General features: G+C 63.3%; 22 protein-coding genes. 14 read left to right on the top strand and 8 right to left on the bottom strand.

The features are described from left to right. The first annotated feature begins 192 nt into the window (after nucleotides 1–192). The 6 genes from thiS to T5B8_RS11480 all read left to right on the top strand — a co-directional run bounded on the left by thiS (nucleotide 193) and on the right by T5B8_RS11480 (nucleotide 4,914). The gene (thiS, locus tag T5B8_RS11455; protein WP_353178844.1) at nucleotides 193–1,191 is read left to right on the top strand and encodes a sulfur carrier protein ThiS; all 999 of its coding nucleotides are present in this window, start codon (nucleotides 193–195) and stop codon (nucleotides 1,189–1,191) included. A 67-nt stretch (nucleotides 1,192–1,258) separates the two neighbouring features. Further along, a complete protein-coding gene (trmB, locus tag T5B8_RS11460; protein WP_353178846.1) occupies nucleotides 1,259–1,942 on the top strand; it encodes a tRNA (guanosine(46)-N7)-methyltransferase TrmB in 684 nt (227 codons plus the stop codon). Nucleotides 1,943–2,234: 292 nt separating this feature from the next. Further along, complete coding sequence (locus T5B8_RS11465) at nucleotides 2,235–2,855, top strand: TRAP transporter small permease (RefSeq protein ID WP_353178847.1); 621 nt, start codon at nucleotides 2,235–2,237, stop codon at nucleotides 2,853–2,855. Nucleotides 2,856–2,900: 45 nt separating this feature from the next. After that, complete coding sequence (locus T5B8_RS11470) at nucleotides 2,901–4,184, top strand: TRAP transporter large permease (RefSeq protein ID WP_353178849.1); 1,284 nt, start codon at nucleotides 2,901–2,903, stop codon at nucleotides 4,182–4,184. Between the two features lie 267 nt (nucleotides 4,185–4,451). Then, nucleotides 4,452–4,781, top strand: coding sequence for a hypothetical protein (locus tag T5B8_RS11475; RefSeq protein WP_353178931.1), 330 nt, complete (start codon nucleotides 4,452–4,454; stop codon nucleotides 4,779–4,781). Beyond that, nucleotides 4,696–4,914: a GNAT family N-acetyltransferase gene (locus T5B8_RS11480; RefSeq protein WP_353178924.1), complete on the top strand. Its 219-nt coding sequence runs from the start codon at nucleotides 4,696–4,698 to the stop codon at nucleotides 4,912–4,914. The genes T5B8_RS11475 and T5B8_RS11480 overlap by 86 nt, the downstream gene beginning before the upstream one ends. A gap of 180 nt (nucleotides 4,915–5,094) precedes the next feature. Here the strand turns inward: T5B8_RS11480 and dctP are convergent, their stop codons facing one another. Then, a complete protein-coding gene (gene dctP / locus T5B8_RS11485) occupies nucleotides 5,095–6,123 on the bottom strand; it encodes a TRAP transporter substrate-binding protein DctP (protein ID WP_353178851.1) in 1,029 nt (342 codons plus the stop codon). A 24-nt stretch (nucleotides 6,124–6,147) separates the two neighbouring features. Here dctP and T5B8_RS11490 point away from each other — a divergent pair, with 24 nt between their 5' ends. The 3 genes from T5B8_RS11490 to T5B8_RS11500 all read left to right on the top strand — a co-directional run bounded on the left by T5B8_RS11490 (nucleotide 6,148) and on the right by T5B8_RS11500 (nucleotide 8,492). Then, the gene (locus T5B8_RS11490; RefSeq protein ID WP_353178853.1) at nucleotides 6,148–6,423 is read left to right on the top strand and encodes a hypothetical protein; all 276 of its coding nucleotides are present in this window, start codon (nucleotides 6,148–6,150) and stop codon (nucleotides 6,421–6,423) included. Nucleotides 6,424–6,526: 103 nt separating this feature from the next. After that, nucleotides 6,527–7,411, top strand: coding sequence for a phosphoribulokinase (locus T5B8_RS11495; protein WP_353178855.1), 885 nt, complete (start codon nucleotides 6,527–6,529; stop codon nucleotides 7,409–7,411). 40 nt (nucleotides 7,412–7,451) lie between these two features. Further along, complete coding sequence (locus T5B8_RS11500) at nucleotides 7,452–8,492, top strand: NADP(H)-dependent aldo-keto reductase (protein WP_353178857.1); 1,041 nt, start codon at nucleotides 7,452–7,454, stop codon at nucleotides 8,490–8,492. A 37-nt stretch (nucleotides 8,493–8,529) separates the two neighbouring features. Here T5B8_RS11500 and T5B8_RS11505 read toward each other — a convergent pair whose 3' ends face one another. Further along, entirely contained in the window at nucleotides 8,530–10,020 is a 1,491-nt protein-coding gene (locus T5B8_RS11505; RefSeq protein WP_353178858.1) for a hydroxymethylglutaryl-CoA synthase, read from the bottom strand. 161 nt (nucleotides 10,021–10,181) lie between these two features. On the opposite strand from T5B8_RS11505, the gene mvaD reads away from it, so the two are divergent. The 4 genes from mvaD to idi are packed head-to-tail and all read left to right on the top strand — an operon-like array spanning nucleotide 10,182 to nucleotide 15,170. Then, on the top strand, nucleotides 10,182–11,168 hold the full coding sequence (gene mvaD, locus T5B8_RS11510) for a diphosphomevalonate decarboxylase (RefSeq protein WP_353178860.1): 987 nt from the start codon (nucleotides 10,182–10,184) through the stop codon (nucleotides 11,166–11,168). Between the two features lie 2 nt (nucleotides 11,169–11,170). Continuing rightward, the gene (locus tag T5B8_RS11515) at nucleotides 11,171–12,196 is read left to right on the top strand and encodes a mevalonate kinase family protein (protein ID WP_353178862.1); all 1,026 of its coding nucleotides are present in this window, start codon (nucleotides 11,171–11,173) and stop codon (nucleotides 12,194–12,196) included. Between the two features lie 39 nt (nucleotides 12,197–12,235). Next, the gene (locus T5B8_RS11520) at nucleotides 12,236–14,581 is read left to right on the top strand and encodes a hydroxymethylglutaryl-CoA reductase, degradative (RefSeq protein WP_502950797.1); all 2,346 of its coding nucleotides are present in this window, start codon (nucleotides 12,236–12,238) and stop codon (nucleotides 14,579–14,581) included. Between the two features lie 7 nt (nucleotides 14,582–14,588). Beyond that, the gene (idi, locus tag T5B8_RS11525) at nucleotides 14,589–15,170 is read left to right on the top strand and encodes an isopentenyl-diphosphate Delta-isomerase (RefSeq protein ID WP_353178864.1); all 582 of its coding nucleotides are present in this window, start codon (nucleotides 14,589–14,591) and stop codon (nucleotides 15,168–15,170) included. Nucleotides 15,171–15,179: 9 nt separating this feature from the next. On the opposite strand, the gene T5B8_RS11530 is transcribed toward idi, so the two are convergent. Then, complete coding sequence (locus tag T5B8_RS11530; RefSeq protein ID WP_353178866.1) at nucleotides 15,180–15,800, bottom strand: ABC transporter substrate-binding protein; 621 nt, start codon at nucleotides 15,798–15,800, stop codon at nucleotides 15,180–15,182. Nucleotides 15,801–16,012: 212 nt separating this feature from the next. Here T5B8_RS11530 and T5B8_RS11535 point away from each other — a divergent pair, with 212 nt between their 5' ends. Beyond that, a complete protein-coding gene (locus T5B8_RS11535) occupies nucleotides 16,013–16,900 on the top strand; it encodes a farnesyl diphosphate synthase (RefSeq protein ID WP_353178868.1) in 888 nt (295 codons plus the stop codon). Between the two features lie 18 nt (nucleotides 16,901–16,918). Here the strand turns inward: T5B8_RS11535 and T5B8_RS11540 are convergent, their stop codons facing one another. From T5B8_RS11540 to T5B8_RS11560, 5 genes are read right to left on the bottom strand one after another with little or no spacing between them, the layout of a single operon-like run. Beyond that, nucleotides 16,919–17,536, bottom strand: a complete 618-nt coding sequence (locus tag T5B8_RS11540; RefSeq protein ID WP_353178870.1) for a Type 1 glutamine amidotransferase-like domain-containing protein — start codon at nucleotides 17,534–17,536, stop codon at nucleotides 16,919–16,921. Between the two features lie 46 nt (nucleotides 17,537–17,582). Further along, on the bottom strand, nucleotides 17,583–18,113 hold the full coding sequence (locus T5B8_RS11545) for a hypothetical protein (RefSeq protein ID WP_353178872.1): 531 nt from the start codon (nucleotides 18,111–18,113) through the stop codon (nucleotides 17,583–17,585). A 3-nt stretch (nucleotides 18,114–18,116) separates the two neighbouring features. After that, nucleotides 18,117–19,487 (bottom strand): DUF4139 domain-containing protein, encoded by a 1,371-nt coding sequence (locus T5B8_RS11550; RefSeq protein WP_353178874.1) that lies wholly within the window; start codon nucleotides 19,485–19,487, stop codon nucleotides 18,117–18,119. Continuing rightward, nucleotides 19,484–20,998, bottom strand: coding sequence for an AmpG family muropeptide MFS transporter (locus tag T5B8_RS11555; RefSeq protein ID WP_353178876.1), 1,515 nt, complete (start codon nucleotides 20,996–20,998; stop codon nucleotides 19,484–19,486). The genes T5B8_RS11550 and T5B8_RS11555 overlap by 4 nt, the downstream gene beginning before the upstream one ends. Continuing rightward, on the bottom strand, nucleotides 20,985–21,776 hold the full coding sequence (locus tag T5B8_RS11560) for an exodeoxyribonuclease III (protein WP_353178878.1): 792 nt from the start codon (nucleotides 21,774–21,776) through the stop codon (nucleotides 20,985–20,987). Before T5B8_RS11560 ends, T5B8_RS11555 begins: the two co-directional genes overlap by 14 nt. Between the last annotated feature and the right edge of the window lie 72 nt (nucleotides 21,777–21,848).

Here is a 21,848-nt window from a genome sequence, read left to right on the forward strand (position 1 = left end):
TTATCGAAGCGGCGCGCAATGCATCGCCGACCCGGCGGATGGACCACGCATACGCCGTGGCGTTCCTCGCGGACGATGGCGCCTTGGCTGCGTGCCGCGCAAGTCGCGTGCAACCGCGAGGCGCGTTATTCTAGCGCGTCTGGACAGGCGAGATCGCCTGTTCGCCACTCTCGAACGACGTCAGACAACATCATGCAGATCGAAGTCAATGGTGCCCCCACGCAATGCGCCGAGCACGCCACGCTCGCGCAGCTGGTCAGCGATCTGGGCTATGGCGAGCAACGCATCGCGGTCGAACACAACGGCCAGATCGTGCCTCGCGAACGCTACCAACAGACGATGATCGCGCCCGGCGATACGCTGGAAATCGTGCATGCCATCGGCGGCGGTCAGGCGGTCGCCGAGTCCGACCAACTCACCATTGCCGGACGCAAGTTCGAATCGCGCCTGCTGGTGGGCACCGGCAAGTATGCCGATCTCGACCAGGCCGATGCCGCCATCCGCGCCTCGGGGGCCGAAATCGTCACCCTCGCGATCCGGCGCACGCCCGCGCTCAACGATCCCGAGGCGGCCAAGCGACGCAATCTGCTGGATATCATCCCGCCGGAAAAATACACCCTGCTGCCGAATACCGCCGGCTGCTACACCGCCCAGGACGCGGTGCGCACCTGTCGCATGGCCCGTGAACTGCTCGACGGCCATAACCTGGTCAAGCTCGAGGTGCTCGGCGACAAGAAAACCCTCTATCCGGACATGAGCGAAACCCTGGTCGCCGCAAAACAGTTGGTCGACGACGGCTTCGAGGTCATGGTCTATACCAGCGACGATCCGATCGCCGCGCGCCGCCTGGAAGACATCGGCTGTGTCGCGATCATGCCGCTGGCCGGGCCGATCGGTTCGGGGCTGGGTATCCAGAACCGCTACAACGTGATCGAGATCGTCGAAAACGCGAACGTGCCCGTGCTCGTGGATGCGGGCGTGGGTACGGCCTCGGACGCATCGATTGCCATGGAGATGGGTTGCGACGGCGTACTCATGAATTCGGCCATCGCCCATGCCAACAAACCGGTACTCATGGCCCAGTCCATGCGCCATGCGGTCATTGCCGGGCGTATGGCCTTTCTGGCCGGGCGCATGCCGCGCCGACGCTATGCCTCGGCCTCTTCGCCGATGACCGACCTGCCGTTCTAGGGCGTGTCGTCATTCGCAGCTTGGTTCGATCGGGCGCGGCGCGCCGCATTTGCCAGGATGACATGACGTGAACACGACGCACGAACGCCGTATCCGCAGCTTCGTACGCCGCGAAGGCCGTCTGACCAGCGGCCAACAGAAAAACCTCGACGTGCTCTGGCCGCGTTATGGGCTGACCATGCCCGATGCACCGGTCGACTGGGCACGGGAATTCGGCCGCGACGCACCGCGTACGCTGGAAATCGGCTTCGGCGCCGGCGAGGTACTGTCCGATCTGGCCGCACGTCACCCGGACGAAGACTTCATCGGTATCGAGGTCTATCTCACCGGTGTGGGGCGGCTGCTCGGCGCGCTCGACGCCGCTGGCGCGACCAACGTACGCGTATTCAATCTCGACGCAGTGGAGGTGTTGGCGGCCGGGTTTGCCGATGCCAGCCTCGATCAGGTGCTGCTCTACTTTCCCGACCCCTGGCCGAAGAAGCGCCACCACAAACGCCGGATCGTACAGCCCGGCTTCGCCAGCGAGATCGCGCGGGTGCTCAAACCGGGCGGCCTGTGGCGCCTGGCCACGGATTGGGCGAACTACGCCGAACACATGCGCGACGTGCTCGATGCCCACGAATCGTTCGAGAACGTCGGCGATCGCGACGGCTTCGTAAGCGATCCCCCGCGAACGGGAACGCGCTTCGAAGCGCGCGGCCTGCGCAAGGGACATGCCGTATTCGATATGGCGTACCGCCGCCTGCCCTGACCACTTTCCCCGCGTCGAGCAGCACGCGTGCCGTCCGTTTTCGGGCTCACGCGCCCCGCGTCTGGCATCGCTTTTGCTAGCTTTAAAACCAGTTGCGCGAGCGCCGCGGGCATACCGACGTTGGCCGAATGGCGAGTAGCGCAGTGCGCGGGATGCCTGTACCGTCAATCAATGGCGCGGCAAGCCGCGCAGGCACAAGGCCCCGGTTCGCAACCGCTGTGCCCTGTGATTTGGGGGCAATCGGCCGGGCAGGTCAGGCCGACGATGGGAAAATGAAGACGAGGCAGCACACATGAGCGAAAACCCAACCGCTGAGGCCGGGCATCGCAATATCGTTCTATCGATACTCAATGCGATCGACCAGGCATTCGGCTGGATCGAGCGCGTGGTGGTAGCGGGCAGCGTACTGATCATGGCTGCGCTGATGAGCGCGCATGTCGTCGGCAACCTGCTGTTCGACCGGGGTATTCCCGGCACCTACGAAGTCACCGAAATGCTCATCGTGGTCATGACCTTCGTCGGGGTCGGCTATGCCGCACGCTGTGCACGCCATATCAGCATGTCGGCCATTTACGATCAGCTCAGCGGCGGGCTGCGCAAGACCTTGCTGATCATCATCTGCCTGGGCACCGGCGCGCTGATGTTCTACTTCGCCTACAAATCCGCCCAGTACGACATGACGCTTTACGAACGCGGCCGTGCGAGCTCATCGCTGGGCGTGCCGCTATGGACGGTGAACCTAGCCCTGCCCATCGGCTTCACGCTGGCCGGCGTGCAGTACCTGCTGACCATCATTCGCAATCTGGTCAGCGACGATATCTATCGCTCCTTCAACGAGAAGGAAGAGTATTCCGACGTACCGCTGGACGACAGCGGCCAAACCCACGCAAGTGCCGAAAGACATGGCGTCTAAGCGTCGGCATTGGCCTGCAAGAAAAATGATGACGGGGGATAGCGCATGTTGATGTGGTTGGGTTTGCTGATGCTCGTGCTGTTGATGCTCGGGTTTCCCATGATGGTGCCGTTGGCCGCGGGCACGCTTTACATGATGTTCACGGGCATGACGTTCTTCGGCCCTGACCAGGCCGTGAGCTGGATGATCAACGGCGTGGGCAGTTGGGTGCTGGCCGCGGTACCGATGTTCATCTTTGCTGCCGATATTCTCACCAAGGGCCATACCGCCAATCGGCTGCTCGATCTGGTGGATGCCTTTACCCGCCATATGCGCGGCGGCTTGCCGATTACCACCGCCGCCTCCTGCGCGTTATTCGGGGCCGTGTCCGGCTCCACCCAGGCCACGGTCGTGGCCATGGGCGGGCCCATGCGCCCGCGCCTGCTCGCCAAGGGCTATCCGGACAAGTTCGCCCTGGCGCTGATCATCAACGCCTCCGATATCGCCCTGCTGATTCCGCCGTCGATCGGTTTCATCGTCTACGGCGTGGTCATGAAGACCTCGATCGGCGATCTGTTCCTCGCCGGCATCCTGCCGGGGCTGCTGATCCTGGGGATGTTCTCCGTCTACTGCTATATCGGCGCCATCATTCAGGACATCCCCGCCGAGCCCAAGGCCAGCTGGGGCGAGCGCTTTACCGCGCTGCGCAAGACCATTCTGCCGCTGGGCTTTCCGGTGCTGGTGGTCGGCGGTATCTACGGCGGCTATTTCAGCGCCGTGGAAGCCTCGGCCATCGCCGTGGCCTATGCGCTGGTGCTCGAAGTCATCATCTATCGCCAGGTTTCCATTCGCGATCTCGGCTCGCTGGCACTGTCGACGGGCATGATCACCGCAGTGGTGTTCATCCTGGTGGCGGTGGGCGCGGCGTTTTCGCAGACGCTGGGTACCGCCGGCGTGCCTGAACAGCTGCTCGGGCCGGCCATCGATGCCATCGGCGACAACAAGATTCTTGCCCTGCTGCTGATCGCGGCCGCGTTCTTCGTCGGCTGCATGTTCGTCGATCCGATCGTGGTGATTCTGATCCTGGTGCCGATCTTCAAGCCGCTGGTGCAATCTGCCGGGCTCGATCCGGTGCATGTGGGTGTAATCGTCACCCTGCAGGCCGCCATCGGCTCGGCCACGCCGCCCTTCGGCTGCGATATCTTTACCGCGATCGCGGTATTCCGTCGGCCCTATATGGACGTGATCCGCGGCACACCGCCGTTCATCGCCATCCTCATGCTGGCGACCTTCATTCTGATCCTGTTCCCGGAAATCTCGCTGTTCCTGCCCTCGATCGGCGGGCAATAGCGACATGGGCAAACGCCGCCTACACGCAACGATGCGACGTTATTAACCCGGCACACATAGATGAATTATCGGGTTAATAACGCGAGTGCGCCACAGCGTACTCGCCGCGGCCGACGGCCGCGAAGCTATTGAAAATCAAGGACGGACACGTGCCGGCCTTGATTTTCAATCGCGTTGAAAACGGCTGACAGCGTCAGCTGTTTGGGTGCCGGGTTAATAATCGCGCCCCGTAAAGGGGCGCATTTTTGGTGCAAGAAAAACTTTAGCGTGTCCACACTTCGTTCGGCAGGGCAAGCCGATCTCGACGAGGTCATCCCCTGGATCGGCTCGGCGCAGCAGTGTCGGCATTGGGCGGGTCCGCGGGTGTCGTATCCGATCGACAAGACGAAGCTGGCCGAACAAATTGAATGGGCCCATGCCTACCCTTTCTGTCTGGCCGATACGCAGGAATTGATTGGCTTCGGACAGCTTGTACCCAAATCGGAAAAGCCGTCTTCATTTCGCGCGCCTGATCGTCAAACCGGCGCATCGAGGCCATGGATACGGCCTAGAACTCGCATACTGGCTACTGCGCTGGGCCTTGGCCAGGCAGCCTGAAACGATCTCGTTGAACGTATTCCGTGAAAACGAAGCAGCGATCGCGCTGTGTAGGCGCCTGGGTTTTGTGGAGGCATCACCCGCAGCCAGCGATCCCCGCTCGGAGGCGCTGCATATGCGCTACAAACGGTGAGCTCCCCGGGGCTCGCGCACGTCCAACGGACGGCCGTCGCTACAACGCGGTCGTCAAGGAAACGGCGCCGCGTTCAGGAACCGCTCGCCCTGCCCCGGACATGAAAAAACCCGGGCAGCGGACTGCCCGGGTTTTCATTATGACGCCCGATCAGGTCGACCGGGCAGGCGCAACGAAGCCTTACTGGCTGTCGCTGTCGCTCTTGTGCTCGTCGATGGCCTTGAGCAGCGCATCAAGCGAAGCCTGACCGCGTTCGCCCACGTCTTTTACGTAGGTGTCACGTACCGGCTTGGCTTTTTCCTCGAACTTGGCGCGCTCGTCGTCGCTGAGTTCGATAATCTTGATATCGCTTTTTTCCTTGATGGTATCCAGACGCTCGTCATTGAACTTGTTCTGGATGTCGTAGCCGACCTTGACCAGGTCCTGGGTGGTCTGTTCGACCATCTTCTTCTGGTCGGCGGACAGGCTATCCCACCAGTCCAGGTTGCCGATCATGTTGGCCACGAACTGCGACTGGTTGGCGAAGATCATGTAGTCCTGAACTTCGTAGAAGCCCATTTCTTCATGCGCGAACACCGGCTGGATGTTGGCATCCGCCTGGCCCTGCTGCAGCGCGCTGTAGAGTTCGCCGTAGGCAATGGTGATCGGCGCAGCACCGTAGGCGCGATAGGTCGCACGCAACAGGCTGTTGTCCATCACGCGGATATGCAGGTTCTTCATGTCATCCGGGGTACGGATTTCGCGGTTCGCGGTCCATACCTGATAACCCTCGGGCAGCTCGGCCAGCGGCACCAAGCCACGATCCTTAAACGACTTCTGCCAGGCATCGCTTTTCAGAAATGCATCGGAGTTGAGCACTTCGGCGGTTTCCAGCTGATCGTCGGGCATGACGAAGTTCAGGCTCATGAGCTGACTCTCCGGCACGGTACCGCCCAGAAAGCCCGAACCGAAGCCGATCTGAATGGCGCCGTTCTGGATGGCGTCATACAGCGCGGAATAGCTCGAACCCCACTTGCCGTAGGGCAGCAACTGCACGGTGATATCGCCACCGCTCTTTTCCTCGATGCGCTCCTTGAATTCCTTGGCATATTCGTACTGGACGCTGCCTTCAATCTCTTCGAGACCGAAGCGCCAGGTTTCGGCATTTGCCACGCCCGCAACCGTGACGAGCCCGAATGCAATGGCTAAACCGATGGCTTTGAGCCGCATAAAATCCCCCTTCGTGGATTCTGAATGAGTGGTTTCACTAAATGGTATAGACCGGTTCCTGTCAAGCTGCAGCGCAACACGAGCACGATCGATGCGAACGGCTACGCCACGGCGGCACAGTCTTTGCGGCCTGATAGCGAGTGCATGCAAAAGGCCTGCCGCAAGACGGCAGTACACTGCGATCCGGCGCATGGCAGTGGTATGGTGAGTAATCGACAAACCGCGTTTGTCGATCCGACGGCAAACCTGTCGTCTGGGGGTACGCTCGTTTTCAATGCCATTCTCTATCGCGGCCGGTAGCGGCTGCGGCGGGCCGCGCACGGCGTCGCGGTCGTCGCGACGCATCGCTCGCAGCGGCTGGATTGGCTATGGTACGGGCCGCAGTACTGGGAGTTATCGCAACATGTCCGTGATCCATCCGATCGTCGCGGTGACGGGGTCCTCCGGTGCCGGCACGTCGACCGCGCGTATTGCATTCGAGCACATCTTCCATCGCCTGCATGTGCGCGCGGCCTATATCGATGGCGATGCGTTTCATGCTTACAGCCGGCGCGAAATGGCCAAGGCGGTACGACGGGCCACCATTCGGGGCGAGAACTTCAGCCATTTCGGCCCGGGCGCCAACCGCCTCGATCGTCTGGAAAGGCTGTTTGCCGAATACGGCGATCGCGGCACCGGCGAAACCCGCCGTTATCTGCACGACGAAATCGAAGCCGCCGAGTTCGACCGCGAACCGGGCACATTCACCGACTGGGAACCGATCGCGTCCGATACCGAACTGTTGCTCTACGAAGGACTGCACGGCGGCGTGGTCACCGATCAGGTGGATGTGGCCCAGCATGTGGATCTGATGGTCGGCGTGGTACCCACCATCAACCTCGAATGGATCCAGAAGATCCGGCGCGATATCGATGTGCGCGGCTATGCGCCGGAGGATGTCGCCAAGGTGATCCTGCGACGCATGCCCGATTACGTGCGCTATATCACCCCTCAGTTCACCCGCACCGATGTCAATTTCCAGCGCGTGCCGCTGGTGGATACCTCCAACCCGTTCGTGGCCCGCGACGTCCCCAACGATGACGAATCCATGGTGGTGATCCGGTTTCGCGATCCGGCCCACTGGGCGGTTGATTTTCCCTATCTGCTGACCATGATCCATGGGTCGTTCATGTCGCGCCCGAATACGGTGGTGGTACCCGGCACGAAAATGCGCATGGCCATCGAAATCATCATCGGGCCGATCATCCGACGCCTGCTCGAACAGCGCGAAGCCGCGCTCACCCGTTGAGCACGCCAGAACACATCACACGCCAGTAAAGAAGACTTTCATGCAATACCGCAAACTCGGCCGCAGCGATATCGACGTCAGCCGTATCGCGCTCGGCACCATGACCTTCGGCGAACAGAACACCGAGGACGAAGCCCACCGCCAGATCGACTATGCCCTCGATCAGGGCGTGAACTTCATCGACGCCGCCGAGATGTATCCCGTGCCGCCCAAGGCGGATACCCAGGGCCGCACCGAGGAATACATCGGCTCCTGGCTGGCCGCCTCCGGCCGGCGCGACGACGTGGTGCTGGCCAGCAAGGTCACCGGCCGCTCCAAGATGGACTACCTGCGGGACGGCTTCGAAACCCGCCTGACGCCGAAACAGATCCGCAGCGCGCTGGAAGCCAGCCTCGATCGGCTGCATACGGATTATCTCGATCTGTATCAGGTGCACTGGCCGGATCGCGCGACCAACACCTTCGGCAAGCGCGGCTATGTCCACAATGAAGACGACGACGCCGTACCCATCGAGGAAACGCTGGGCGAACTGGGCCGCCTGGTCGAGGAAGGCAAGATCCGCTGTGTGGGGCTGTCCAACGAAACGCCCTGGGGGCTGATGCGCTATCTACGCGCGGCCGAAAACGAAAACCTGCCACGCGTGGTGTCCATTCAGAACCCCTATTCGCTGCTCAACCGCACCTTCGAGATCGGCCTGGCCGAATGCGCGGAACGCGAGGATGTGCGTCTGCTGGCCTATTCGCCGCTGGCGTTCGGCATGCTGACCGGCAAGTATCTCGACGGCGCCATGCCCGAAGGCGCACGCCTGACCCGCTGGGAGCGTTTCTCGCGCTATACCAACGCCCGTGGTCAACAGGCCACCGCCGATTACGTGGCGCTGGCACGCAAGCACGGCGTGGACCCGGCCCAGATGGCGCTGGCCTATGTGAACAGCCGCAGCTTTCTGACCTCGAACATCATCGGCGCGACCACCATGGAACAGCTGGAAACCAATATCGCCAGCGCCGATATCGAGCTATCGGACGAGCTCATCCAGTCGATCGAGGCGATTCACGCCGACAATCCCAACCCCTGCCCCTAGCCGCCGACACGGGCGTCATGTTGCACCGCAGGCGTAATCAGCGCCTGCGGTTGCGCGTATGGCCGTTGGCGACATAGCGGTAGTACTCGATGCCCACGTCGCGAAAGTCCGGCTCGTCGCGCGCGCCGATCGCATCGACCACGAACTCGTCATGCGCGGGCACCGGATCGAGCGCGGCCACGCGCCCATCGTGCAGGGCCACGTACTGATCCTGGTCGAGATCGAGCGGATCACCGAGCGCGGCCATGAAATTGATTCGCTCGGCGGCGTTGCGCCAGCCGTCGGCCACGCGCATGGGCAGGGCCTCGGCGGCATCACCACTGCCATAGCCCAGCGCCAGCCAGCGTTGGCCGTCGAGATCGGTATTTTCGCGCAGCGCCTGCACGAAACCGGCCGCCAGCCACGCCGGCAGGGCCGCGGTATAGAGATTGCCCAGATCGCGCATCATTTCGCTGCCCAGCGACAGCTTGCCGGTAACCAGCGTCTTCCAGAGGTCGGTACTGCGCAGATAACGCAGCAGTAGCGAGGCCAGCGGGAAGGCATCGTCACCGCTCAGGCCCGCATGCACGCGCTCGCGCATATCCGGCGCCGCTCCGCCGATCTCGGCGAGCACGGCGTCGTAGTCCATATCGGCCTGTGCGCAGTAGTCGCGCAGCTCGGCGCGCGCGGCGTCATCGCCCTCGGCCAGGGCGAACAGATACGCCATGGCCCAGCCGGAGGCCGGCATCTTGTGGTACGGCCGGTGCATGAACACGGCGTCCACATCGTGAAAGTAATCGGGCCAACGTGCGTGCTGGCGCGCCAGCAAGGCGTTCATCGCATGACGCGTGGCATCGATATAACAGCTGGTCGAATAGCGGCCGTTGAACACCGGCAGATCCTGCATCTGGCCATCGATACGACTGGGCTGACCACGAAAACGCGCGAACGGCTTGCGAAAATCCACCATTCGATAATCCGAAGCGCTGCCCGCGCCGGCCAGATCCACATGCAACAGCTGCGGCTCGGCTTCGAGCAGCATCGCCACCGCGCCCGCGCCCTGGGTAGGCTCGCCGCTGCTGCCGCGCTCGTATTCGGCAATATCCGAACAGATCACGATCGCCTTGCGCGTGGCCCCGTCGGTCGCGAGATAGCGCAGCGCGCCCTTCATCGCATACACGCCGCCCAGACAGGCATGCTTGTATTCCGGCACTTCGCATTCGCGCGACATCGCCGGCATCTCGTGGGCGGCGAGCGCGTCATCGAGCATGCCCTTGACGATCACCGAGCCGGCCGAATTATCGCTGGAGGATTCGGTGCCCAGCGCCAGATAGCCGATCTCGCGCGGGTCGATATCGTAGGCCTGAATCAAGCGCCAGGCGGCATTCGCGGCGAGCGTATACACGCTCTGTTCCGGGCCGCGCATACGAAAACTGCGCCCGACGACGTTACGAATCTTGTCCCAGGGCTGGTCATTCCATTCGCACCAGTCGGCCAGCTGTACACGATAGGGCGGCAGATAAAGCGCCAGTCCACTGATTCCAGGCATCGCGATCTCTTGTCTTCGCGGCTGTGCCGATTATCGGCAGGCCAGTTTGAATGCCGCTATGCTAGCAAATGCTGCACCCTGTACGGCCCTGCCCGGCCTGCGCCCTGTGTGCGCTTTCGCGTATCCTCTCACCTGGTTTCGACCGGCCTGGAACTCGCCCGATGGCTGCTGCACCGATTTCGCCTGTCACTGCCCGCGCGCACAGCAACATCGCCCTGATCAAGTACTGGGGCAAACGCGATGCCGCGCTCAATCTGCCGGCGGTGGGCTCGATCTCGATTACCCTCGACGGGCTCTATACCGATACCCGCGTGGGCTTTCATGCCGGCGCCGAACGCGACAGCGTCGATATCGGCGGGCGCAAGGTCGATGCTGCGCCATTCACGAAGTTTCTAGACCTGATTCGCGCACGCGCCGGCATCGCGCATCGCGCCCGCGTTGAATCCTGGAACAATTTTCCCACTGGTGCCGGCCTGGCATCGTCTGCATCGGGTTACAGCGCGCTGGCATTGGCCGGCTGTCGAGCCGCCGGCCTTGAAACGAGTGCGCGCGACTTATCGATTCTGGCCCGCCAGGGTTCCGGCTCGGCAGCGCGTTCGATATTCGGCGGCATCGTGGAAATGCACCGCGGCCAGGCCGAAGGCGGCGAAGACGCCTACGCCGAGCCGCTACTGAATGCCGAGGACTGGCCGTTGGGCGTGGTCGTCGCGATTACCGATCGCAACGCGAAAAGCGTGAATTCCACCGCCGGCATGGCCGCACTCGACGAGCGTTCCGATTATTACGATGCCTGGGTCGCACGAGCACCGGACGATCTGGCGAGCATGCGCGATGCCATCGCCGCCCGCGATTTCGAAACCGTAGGCGCGCTCACAGAGATGAGCTGTCTGAAGCTGCACGGCCTGATGCTGTCGACGCGCCCCGGGCTGATCTACTGGAATGCCGCGACGGTTGCCTCGATGCACGCAATACGCGCGCTGCGCGCTGCCGGTACGCCGGTTTATTTCACGATCGACGCCGGCCCCCAGGTCAAGGCGATCTGTGCGCCCGAACATACAGCTGAGGTTGCTGCTGTACTGGCCGACGTACCTGGCGTGCTGGATACGCGTATCAGCGGCCTCGGGCCCGGCGCCCACCCGCTCGACTGAACGTGGCCGTCGAAGCCAGCGCCCCCGGCAAGCTGTTTCTGATCGGCGAATATGCGGTACTCGCCGGCGCGCCGGCGTTGCTCACGGCTGTCGATCGGCGCGTGCATGTCAGGGCCACGCCCTCGCCCGATGCGCGCTGGCGCCTCACCGCTGCGAATCTGGGTATTCGGGATCTCGATCTCGGCGCCGACCTTCAGCCCCCCCCTGAGTTCGACGCCGCCACACGCAGCAAGCTCGTTGTGTTCGAGGCAGTACGCGCGCATAGCGCTGCAGCGCTGGGCACACGCCTGACCGCGCAGCACGTTACGATCGATAGCCGGGATTTTGCCCAGGACGGCCATAAGCTCGGGCTGGGATCGAGCGCGGCGGTGGCTGCCGCGCTGACCGCGGCCCTGTCGCAGGCAAGCGGTGAATCGCTCGACAAGGGCGCCCTGGCAATGCGCGCGATCGCCGCCCATCGCACAGCCCAGAACGGACGTGGCAGCGGTGGCGACGTGGCAGCCGCCGTCTACGGCGGTTTGATCAGCTATACCCGCGATCACACGCCCATACCGCTCACCTGGCCTGCCGATCTCGCGGCCTACGCGCTGGTTACGGGCACTGGCGCGAGCACACCCGACCTCGTCGAACGCGTAGCGGATTACGGCAACCGCGCGCCGGACGCCCATGCCCGATACATGGCAGATTTGCGCGCGCTGGCGGACGCCGTCGTGGGTAGCCTCAATGATACGCGCAGCTTTCTCACGCTCGCCGCCGATTATTTTGCTGCGCTATGTCGACTCGATGCCGCGGCCGGCGCCGGTATTGTCACACCGCAGCATTTTCAACTGGCCGATCTGGCGGCAAAGCATGGCGGCGTATTCAAGACATCGGGCGCCGGTGGCGGCGATGTGGGTCTGGTGTTCGCACAACGTGGTGATGGGGAAAAGCGGTTGCACGCCGCGCTTGAACAGGCCGGCGCACGGGTCGTGGACCTGGATTTCGGCGCCGCCGGCGTGGCCTGTCGGACGCCGCAATCGCCGGGCTGACGCCGGTCTGCCATCGGTCTGCGATAAACTGCGCCCCTGATCTTTAGCGGGAACCCGGCTCCGGCCTCGTTTTCGCCCTGTCACGAAACGCTTTCAATTGCGATGAGTCATTCCCGGATACCTTCGTTCTACAAGTTTTCCGTCGCCAACCGGCTGCGCGTTCTGCTCGAGCGCGAGGTCATCGACGAGCGCGAATACGAGATGCTCGTCGATGGCACCCACATGATGGATGCCGCCCAGGCCGACCGGCTGATCGAGAACGTGATCAGCGTATTCGGGCTGCCGATGGGCCTGGGCCTGAATTTCCAGATCAACGGCCGCGACTATCTCGTACCGATGGTGGTCGAAGAGCCCTCGATCATCGCCGCAGTCAGCTCCGCGGCCAAGATCGTGCGTGGCGCCGGCGGGTTCGAAAGTCATGCCGAGCGCCCTTTGCTCATCGGCCAGATACAGATCGTGGGCGTGCCGCATGCGGCTCACGCGCGCCAGGCGTTGCTGCAGAACGCCCAGGAAATTCTGGATCTGGCCAACAGCCTGCATCCGAACATGGTCGCGCGCGGTGGCGGCGCGCGTGAAATCGAGGTGCATACCCACGGCAGCACCGCCGCGCACGGCGAAATGCTGGTCGTGCACCTGCTTGTGGATACGCGCGATGCGATGGGCGCGAATCTCGTCAATACGATGTGCGAAGGCGCCGCGCCGTTGGTGGAAAAGATCTCGGGCGGGCGCGTTTTCCTGCGCATTCTGTCGAATCTCACTGACCGCGCGCTGGTGCGCTCGAAAGCGGTGATCCCGACCGCCCGTCTCGCCGCCGGCGATTATTCGGGAGAGGAAGTACGCGACGGCATCATCCTCGCGAACGAGTTCGCCGAAACGGACCCTTATCGGGCCACGACCCATAACAAGGGCATCATGAACGGCATCGATGCCGTAGCGATTGCCACCGGCAACGACTGGCGCGCGATTGAAGCTGCGGCCCATGCCTATGCCGCGCGCACCGGGCGCTACAGTTCGCTGACCCGCTGGTATGCCAACGCAGCCGGGGATCTGGTCGGCGAACTCGATATTCCACTCAAGATCGGCACGGTGGGCGGCCAGGTCGAGTCGAACCAGGCAGTCAAGATCGCGCATCGCGTGCTGGGTATTCAATCCGCGGCCGAACTGGCCGAAGTCATGGGTGCGGTGGGCCTGGCCCAGAACTTTGCCGCGATCAAGGCACTCTCGACGCACGGCATTCAGCGCGGCCACATGACGTTGCATGCACGCAGCGTCGCGATGGCCGCGGGTGCGGATGCCGCGATCTTCGACGATGTAGTCGACCGGCTGATCGCCGCCGGCGATATCAAGGTATGGAAAGCACGCGAGATCATCGCCGAGCTGGAAGACACCGCCCGGCTCGAGCAGGTTAATACGAGTACGAACACGCATCAGGACGTGATCGAACACGCCGATACCGCCGGCGATATCGGTTACGGCAAGATCATCCTGCTCGGCGAGCATTCCGTGGTGTATGGCCGGCATGCGATCGCTGCGCCTATTCCGCTGCATGTGCGCGCGGAAGTCACCGCGCAAGCCAACCATATCGATCTGGTCATTCCGCGCTGGGGCGTGGAAATGCGCCTGGCGGAGCCGGAACGCGCGATCAGCTCGTTGCATGCGTCGATCACGCTTATCGCCGAGCGCCTCGGCCTGGCCGATCGCGGCATGCGTATCGACGTCTTTCCGCATATCCCGCGCGCGAACGGGCTCGGCGCATCAGCTGCGCTCGCGGTCGCCGTGATCCGTGCCATGGCACGTTGTTTCGATATCGAAATCAGCGAGCGCGAGATTTCCAATCTTGCCTTCGACTGCGAAAAGATCGCTCACGGCACGCCATCGGGCATCGACAACACGCTGGCGACGTTCGGCAAGCCGATTCTCTTTCGCCGCGACAACGCCAATAGCCGTGCCGATATCCAGGATCTGACAACACCACACCCCATTCCGGTAGTCATCGGCCTGTCGGGCGTGGCGACGCTCACCATGCAGACGGTGGGCAGCGTGCGTGCTGCCTGGCAGAAAAACCCCGAACGGTATGAATCGATCTTTTCTCAGATCGATGCACTGGCGCTGGCCGGCGCCGAGGCCATGCGCAAAGGCGACCTGGTCGAACTCGGCGAACTCATGAACATCGACCACGGCCTGCTCAATGCGCTGCAGGTCTCCTCGCGCGAGATTGAGGAACTGGTCCAGATCGCGCGCGATAACGGCGCGCTGGGCGCCAAGCTCACCGGCGGCGGCGGTGGCGGCGCGATGATCGCGATCAGCGAGCCCGAGCGTTGCCAGGCGATTGCATCCGCCATGCGCAGCGCGGGCTACAACACATTCATTACCGAAATTCGTTGAGCCGTCCATGTCCAACCCTGACTCCACCGCCCCGATCGTGTCGTTCGACGACGAGCCGCTCATCCTCGTCGACAGCGACGACAACGTACTCGGCTACAAACCCAAGGCGGCTGCCCACGAAGGCGATGGCGTACTGCATCGCGCCTTTTCCATCTTTTTGTTCGACGACATGGGCCGGGTCTGGCTACAGCAGCGCGCGCCCGGTAAACAGCTATGGGGCGGCTACTGGGCCAACAGCTGCTGCAGCCACCCGCGCCGCGGCGAAACCGTCGACGATGCCGCCAGCCGGCGTTTGCACGAAGAACTGGGCGTAAGCGCCGAACTCACATTTTTGTATCGCTTCGAATACCATGCCCATTTCGGCACCATCGGCGCCGAACACGAGCTGTGCTCGGTCTATGTCGCAAAATCGGATACGCCGGTGACCACCAATGCCAACGAGATCGCGGCCAGCCAGGCGGTTACGCCCGACACCCTGGATCGCGAATTGGCCGAGCATCCCGAGCGCTACACGCCCTGGCTGAAACTCGAATGGCCGCGTATTCGGGCCGATCACTGGGACACGGTCGAGCGCGTACTCGCCGATTAATTGCCGCCGTCAGACCGGCGGCGACTTGTGGGTAGCCGGCGTACCTGGCCGGCCGAGCCAGCCGAAAAGCGCCTGCGGCGTGTCCTCGTTCGTGATCGCGGCCTGGGCATAGCCGCTCGGCTGCGACAGGCCGACCACCCGCCAGCGGCCGTGGTCGCTGGCCAGAATATAGTGCGTCACCCGACGCCGGCCGTCGGGCATGACCAGAGCAGCTTCGACCTCGCGGGTGTCGCCGGCGAGCGTTCGCAGCCCGGATATCATGAAATGCTGACCGGCATAGTGGTCGTAGTCGTGTGCATAGCGCGCAATCAGCGTATGTCGAAGCCGGGCCACATAGGCGTGACGCGCCTGCGCGCTCATCTGCGCCCATTGCCCGCCCAGGCGCCGGTGGGCAATCTGGGCGATATCGAAATCCGTATCGATACGTTGGGCGATGCGATGGTAGCGCTGATCGAAATCGAGCACGTCGCCCTGTTTCATCGTCGTGAGCAGCAGGCTGTCGAAACGCTCGACCAGCGCCGGGGCCGGCTCGCGGGCCGCCGCGTTCCACACGCCCAGACAAACCACCACGACAAGCGTTGCCAGCACGCAGCTCAAGGTGTTTCGCAACGTATTTCGACGCCGACGCATGTTCGTCTCCTGGGATGCCCGCCCACTCGCTCGTTCGATAGCGATGGACCACGCGGTGCCACCCGGAGTTCGCCGAGCGGCGCGCCCGTCATCGAATCTTCAAGCGGCGATCGCCCTTCGCGCGATCCGGCTATTTGACCGCTTCGCGCTTTAGTGGCTAGCTAGCGCGCCATCGTCTATCAAAGCGCCGCTCAACAACGGCTTGCCCGCCCATGGCCACCGACGCATCCAACGCCTGTTCTGCCCGTATCGAAGCAGCACTCGAACGCGCGCTGCCCGGCGCCGATACCGAACCGACACGGCTGCACGCGGCAATGCGCTATGCCGTGCTCGGCGGCGGCAAACGTATTCGCCCGCGGCTGGTCCATGCCACCGGCCAAACCCTCGGCATCGCCGCCGAACACCTGGATGCGCCGGCCACCGCGGTCGAACTCATCCATGCCTATTCGCTCATTCACGACGACCTGCCGGCCATGGACGACGATGCCCTGCGCCGCGGCCAGCCCACCGTGCATATCGCCTACGACGAGGCGACCGCCATTCTGGCCGGCGATGCCCTGCAAAGTCTGGCCTTCGAAGTGCTGGCGACGGATGTGAGCGTGGCCGACCGACCCGAGATCGCTGCCGCGCGTACGCATACGCTGGCGCTGGCCTGCGGCTCGCGCGGGATGGTGGGCGGGCAGGTGCTGGATATGGCCAGCGAAGGCAAGACGATCGACCAGGCCACGCTCGAACGCCTGCATCGGCACAAGACGGGCGCGCTGTTGCGTGCCTGCGTGCGTCTGGCCGCCGATACCCGGCCGTCGCTGGACGCCGATCGCCGCGCCGCGCTGGATCGCTTTGCCGAGCATATCGGGCTGGCGTTTCAGGTACGCGACGACGTGCTCGATATCGAATCCGATACGCAGACGCTGGGCAAGACACAGGGTGCGGATATCGCCCATGCCAAGGCCACCTATCCGGCCCTGCTCGGCCTGGACGCGGCGCGCGATTATGCAAACCGCCTGTACCAGGACGCGCTCGCGGCGCTGGCGCCATTCGGCGACGATGCCGACCCGCTACGCGCAATCGCCACCGAGATCGTCAAGCGCGACCATTAGCCGCGCGCGCCGATCGGCTCAGGCGCCCACAACCGCAACGCGCTCGCCGTCGACAATCACCGCCTGCGTATTGCTCAAGGGCCGAAGCGCGAGCGTTGCACCATACGTGGCCATGATCTGTTCGGCGGCCTCGGCAAACGGGGCGTTGCCGTAATGCGGAACCGGAAAGAAGTCGATCAGCCCCAGCCCGGTCAAGGCATCCAGATCGGGGGCCGCCGCGGGATCGTCCATAAACCGCACGTATTCGATATGCGGTGCGATGACCATCGCCCCCGCCGATTCACCCAGGTAGGGCGTGCCCAACTCGACTTGCCGAACCAGCGCCTGGTCGGCACCTGTTCTTCGCAGCTCCTGGAGCAGATAGAACGTATTGCCGCCGCTGACATAGATATAGTCGTTGTCTTGCAGCGTGCGGCGTGTCTGTTCGCGCGTGGCCGTGGAAATATCCAGCGCGTCGACTTCGAGGCCCTGACGCTGTAACGCCTGCCGGCCCTGCTCGACATAGAAATTCACACGTTCGACCACACTGGCCGTGGCGATGAAGGTCACACGCTTGCCCGCGCAGTCGTCGCCGACGAATCGTGCGAACTCATCTGCGACCTGGGCAAACGAGGACGACAGAAAAAGCCTTTTCATCGGCCACCCCATCCCGCATGCATAAAAACGATTGGCGTGCAGCAGCTCACGACGCGCCCGAATGCAGGCCCAGCGTGCGTAGCCGAAGCACCCACCGACCCAGCGAACGCGCGCCGCACACGACGGCTATCGCCAGCACGCAACGCAGGGCCAGCGCCGCCACCTGCCACCACGGATCGTGCGCCGTAAACGCGGTACCGGTTTGCCGACTTACGACCAGCGCCTGGACCGCGCTCCATGTCAATTGCGGCAGACCGTGAATCAGCACGACCACGCCGGCCACGCCAAAGGCCGTCGCCGCGACCGCCTCGGCGCTCAAACCGCCCGGCTCGATAGCCCCCGCACTGGCGCGCGTCATACGGTCCGCAAGCCACGGCGCGCCAAGCCACATCAACGCCGCCAGCACGACCGGCACGACCAGTTGCAGCAGCACGCTCAGCTGTACCAATGACGGGTCATCGACCGACTGACTCGCCCAGAGGTAGGGCACACTCTGGGCCGCGACCAAAAGGCCGCGTACGACCAGATAGAACGCAATCAGCCGTACGCCGATGAGGGCCAGATCACGGGTCGCCATCGGCTAGTTCTCCCAACTCACCGTATAGCGAACGGTCTGTTCACCATTGGCTGGCACATCGACCTGCCACTGGGCGGTATTCGCCGGGGCGTCATCGGCGACCGTCGGTTGCGCCGATTCGATACGCGCGCCCTCGGGTAGGTGTTCGATGACCTCGACGCTCGCGCTATCGGCGCTGGCGTTGTGCAAGGTGATCTCGATCGTGCGTCGACGCGCGTTCTCGCCGGTCTTGCGATCCTCGACCAGGCGACGCTCGCTGGTCAGGTCGAAAGCCGTACCGAGCGTGAGCGTGACCGGCGCCTGTTTGGGCGTGTCGCCAATACGGTCTTCGCCCATCAGATTGGCCGCGCCGCTGCTGTCGTAGACCCGCACCACGCCGGCCGGCAGCGGCACATCGGCATTATTGTCGAAGGCCAGACGGATCTGGGCATGGCTGCGCTGGCTGTCGCGGCTGATCGAATAGAAGCTGTTCTCAAAGCGATAGCTGCGTGTGGCCTCGAAGGTTTTCGGCACCATGATCGACACCGCACGAATGCCGCCGGCAGCGACCTCGATGCCGTTGTCGAGCGCATAGCGATAGGTATCGCCGCTGGCCTGGGGCGCACCGGCATCGCTGGCCTTGGCCTCGGCGCGCGCCATCATCATCGGTGCGGGCGCATTGCCCGTGCTACGCGCGACATCGCCGGCGACCAGCCATGCCTTGTCGGCGGCCAATCGCGCGCCGGCGCTATTGTCGATTACCGCCATGCTGGCCAGTTCCAGCTGGCCGGCCTGGGCATCGAAACGCCCAGTATAACTGGCCTGCCAACTCGGCCCGTCGATCTGATAGGTCGCGGTCAGTGCCTGCTTGCCGGCCTTGTCGGCGTCGATATCCAGGCTAAGCCCGGCGGCGCTGTCGTCGCCGGCCGGCCAGGTGATACGCCAGGGCGAATTCGGACCCAAGCGTTCGATATGATCATCCACGCGTACCAGCAGCGTGTCACCATTGGCCGCCACCAGCGTAGCCTCGCGCGCGCTGGCATCGCCTTCGTCATTGGCCGGCAGCAGCGTAACCGGCTGGCCGATACGCGCGGCCAGCAGCCCCTGACCGCTGTCATCGGGCATATTCGTACTCAGCCCGGTCAGGCGCACGCCCTCGCCTTCGAGCCAGAGCGTATCCGCGCGCAGGCGCCCGGAGATCGGCCAGCCAATGGTCTGGGCACCGGACTTGAGCGGGATATCGCGCGTGGTCTGCACCACTGCGGCGCCGCGGTTGTACAAGGCCATGGCATCGACCCGGCTCTGATCGGCCGGCGTGGCCGCGAATACAGCCAGCGGTACGAGGCTGGCCGGCAACACGACCAAAGCTTTGAGCCAGTGATTCGAATGCTTCATGACGCCGATTCCTGTGGTTTATGAGCCGGTTGTTCATGCCGGTGAATATAAAACAGCCATACCGCCAGCAAAATCGCGGGCACGCCCGCCAGCGCGGTGTAGCTGAAAAACGGCAGATAGCCGAAGTTGTCGACCACCCAGCCCGAATAACCGCCGATATATTTGCCGGGCAAAGTCATTAGCGATGAAAACAGGGCGTACTGGGTTGCCGTGTATTGAGTATTCGTCAGGCTAGATAAATAGGCGATGAACGCGGAGCCGGCCATACCACCCGACAGATTATCCGCAGATACGGTCAGCGCCAGCGACAGCAGCCCCGGATTACCCGGCTGCCAGGGCGTATTCAGAAACGGCGTCCACAAAAAAGCAGCACTGTCGCCGCGGGTGGCCATATCCATCAGCCCGGTACTGAACAGCAGCAGACTCTGCGCATCCGGCGCCTGCGAAGCCAGCCAGGCAAAAGCGAGATTGGTCGCGGCCGCAAGAATGGCACTGGCCAGCAGCGGCTTGAGAATGCCGTAGCGCACGATCAGCACGCCGCCCAGCGCCGCGCCGCCGAGGGTCATGGCAATGCCGAACAGCTTGGTCACGCTCGCGATTTCGTTGAGCGAATAATGCATGTCCAGATAGAACGGGTTGGCCATCACGCCGAGCGTGATATCGGTCACCCGGAACAGGCTCACGAACAACAGAATGATGATCGCCGGCATGCCGTAGCGGGCGAAGAAATCCACCAGCGGACACACCACCGCGCCCAGCACCCAGCCATAGGCGCCGCGCACCGGCTCGGGCAGAAAACCACACCGTTGCAGATGCGCCTTCACCCAGGGCTCTTCCGGCAGCAGCGACGCTCGCGCCGAGGCTTCCGGTTCGGCGACCAGCAACACGGTCACCATGCCCACGCCGACGAGCCCGGCCATGACGAAATACGTGAACGGCCAGGATGTGCCCGAGGCGATATAGAACGCGCCCGCGCCAGCGGTGAGCAACGCGATGCGATAGCCGGCCTGATAGGTGGCCGCCATCGCGCCCTGAATACTTTCGTCTACCGCCTCGATACGCCAGGCATCGATCGCCACATCCTGGGTGGCCGAGGAAAACGCCACCAGCAAACCGAACCAGGCAAGCGCAGCGAGATTCTGGGTGGGGTCGGTCGTCGCCATCGCGATCAGACCGGCCATGAGCCCACATTGAGCCAATAGCATCCAGGCCCGGCGCCGGCCCAGCAGACGGCCAAGTACGGGCAGCGGCAGGCGATCGACCACCGGCGCCCAGAAAAACTTGATCGAGTACATCATCCCGATCCACGAGAAGAACCCGATCGTGGTCTTGGACACGCCCTCCTGGGCCAGCCAGGCCGAGAGCGTGGAAAACACCAGCAGAAACGGCAGCCCCGAGGCGAAGCCGAGAAAGGCCATGCCGATGACCCGCGGCTGGGCATAGACTTCGAGCGCCGCGCGCCAGTCACGCCGGCCCTTGCCTGCGGTGTCGAGGCCTTCAGAAGTCGACATCGTAATCAATCGTCAGCGGGGCATGATCGGAGAGCCGTTCGGCGCGATATACCGATTCGGCGGTGGCCTTGGCCGCCAGATTGGGGGTGGCCACGTGATAGTCGATGCGCCACCCGACGTTGTTGTCCCAAGCCCGCCCGCGATTGGACCACCAGGTGAACTGATCCTCGTTCGGGTTGATTTCGCGAAACACGTCGACCAGGCCCATCTCGCCGAACAGCCGGTCCATCCATTCGCGCTCGTGGGGCAGAAAGCCCGAATTCTTCTTGTTGTTCTTCCAGTTCTTGAGATCGATTTCCTTGTGCGCGATGTTCCAGTCGCCACAGACCAGATAATCCCCGGGCGCGGCCGCACGCGCCGCCAGCAGCTCCGGGAAATGCAGCAGATAGCGCTCCTTGGAATCCTGGCGATGATCGCCCGACGAACCCGAGGGCGCATACAGGCTGGCAATGCTCAGATCGCCGTCTGGCATCTTGAAGCGCGCCTCGATATAGCGGCCCTCGGCGTCGAATTCCTCGTGGCCCATGCCACGGATGATCTCATCGGGTTCGCGCCTGGAATAGATCGCAACACCCGAATAGCCCTTGCGATTGGTCGCCTCTTCATAGAAGCAGTGATAGCCCTCGGGCCAGAACGCGGCCACCCCCTCAAGCTGATGCTGCTGGGCCTTGAGTTCCTGGATACAGACCACGTCCGGGTCCTGGGTGGCCATCCACTCGAAAAACCCCTTGCGCTGCGCGGCACGAATACCGTTGGCGTTGAAGGACATGACCCGCATCGACGTTCCCTTGTTTGACCTGTTTGGCTTGATTGACAAGCGCTTGCGCGCGGCGGACCGTCTCGGTGACGG

The organism is Salinisphaera sp. T5B8 (assembly GCF_040361255.1).
In the GTDB taxonomy this organism is placed as follows: Bacteria; Pseudomonadota; Gammaproteobacteria; order Nevskiales; family Salinisphaeraceae; genus Salinisphaera.

Excerpts from the sequence above, each read along its gene's own strand:
- thiS (WP_353178844.1), top strand. The coding sequence starts at position 193 with ATGCAGATCGAAGTCAATGGTGCCCCCACGCAATGCGCCGAGCACGCC.
- T5B8_RS11465 (WP_353178847.1), top strand. The coding sequence starts at position 2,235 with ATGAGCGAAAACCCAACCGCTGAGGCCGGGCATCGCAATATCGTTCTA.
- T5B8_RS11470 (WP_353178849.1), top strand. The coding sequence starts at position 2,901 with ATGTTGATGTGGTTGGGTTTGCTGATGCTCGTGCTGTTGATGCTCGGG.
- dctP (WP_353178851.1), bottom strand. The coding sequence starts at position 6,123 with ATGCGGCTCAAAGCCATCGGTTTAGCCATTGCATTCGGGCTCGTCACG.
- T5B8_RS11490 (WP_353178853.1), top strand. The coding sequence starts at position 6,148 with ATGAGTGGTTTCACTAAATGGTATAGACCGGTTCCTGTCAAGCTGCAG.
- T5B8_RS11495 (WP_353178855.1), top strand. The coding sequence starts at position 6,527 with ATGTCCGTGATCCATCCGATCGTCGCGGTGACGGGGTCCTCCGGTGCC.
- T5B8_RS11500 (WP_353178857.1), top strand. The coding sequence starts at position 7,452 with ATGCAATACCGCAAACTCGGCCGCAGCGATATCGACGTCAGCCGTATC.
- T5B8_RS11505 (WP_353178858.1), bottom strand. The coding sequence starts at position 10,020 with ATGCCTGGAATCAGTGGACTGGCGCTTTATCTGCCGCCCTATCGTGTA.
- mvaD (WP_353178860.1), top strand. The coding sequence starts at position 10,182 with ATGGCTGCTGCACCGATTTCGCCTGTCACTGCCCGCGCGCACAGCAAC.
- idi (WP_353178864.1), top strand. The coding sequence starts at position 14,589 with ATGTCCAACCCTGACTCCACCGCCCCGATCGTGTCGTTCGACGACGAG.
- T5B8_RS11530 (WP_353178866.1), bottom strand. The coding sequence starts at position 15,800 with ATGCGTCGGCGTCGAAATACGTTGCGAAACACCTTGAGCTGCGTGCTG.
- T5B8_RS11535 (WP_353178868.1), top strand. The coding sequence starts at position 16,013 with ATGGCCACCGACGCATCCAACGCCTGTTCTGCCCGTATCGAAGCAGCA.
- T5B8_RS11540 (WP_353178870.1), bottom strand. The coding sequence starts at position 17,536 with ATGAAAAGGCTTTTTCTGTCGTCCTCGTTTGCCCAGGTCGCAGATGAG.
- T5B8_RS11545 (WP_353178872.1), bottom strand. The coding sequence starts at position 18,113 with ATGGCGACCCGTGATCTGGCCCTCATCGGCGTACGGCTGATTGCGTTC.
- T5B8_RS11550 (WP_353178874.1), bottom strand. The coding sequence starts at position 19,487 with ATGAAGCATTCGAATCACTGGCTCAAAGCTTTGGTCGTGTTGCCGGCC.
- T5B8_RS11555 (WP_353178876.1), bottom strand. The coding sequence starts at position 20,998 with ATGTCGACTTCTGAAGGCCTCGACACCGCAGGCAAGGGCCGGCGTGAC.
- T5B8_RS11560 (WP_353178878.1), bottom strand. The coding sequence starts at position 21,776 with ATGCGGGTCATGTCCTTCAACGCCAACGGTATTCGTGCCGCGCAGCGC.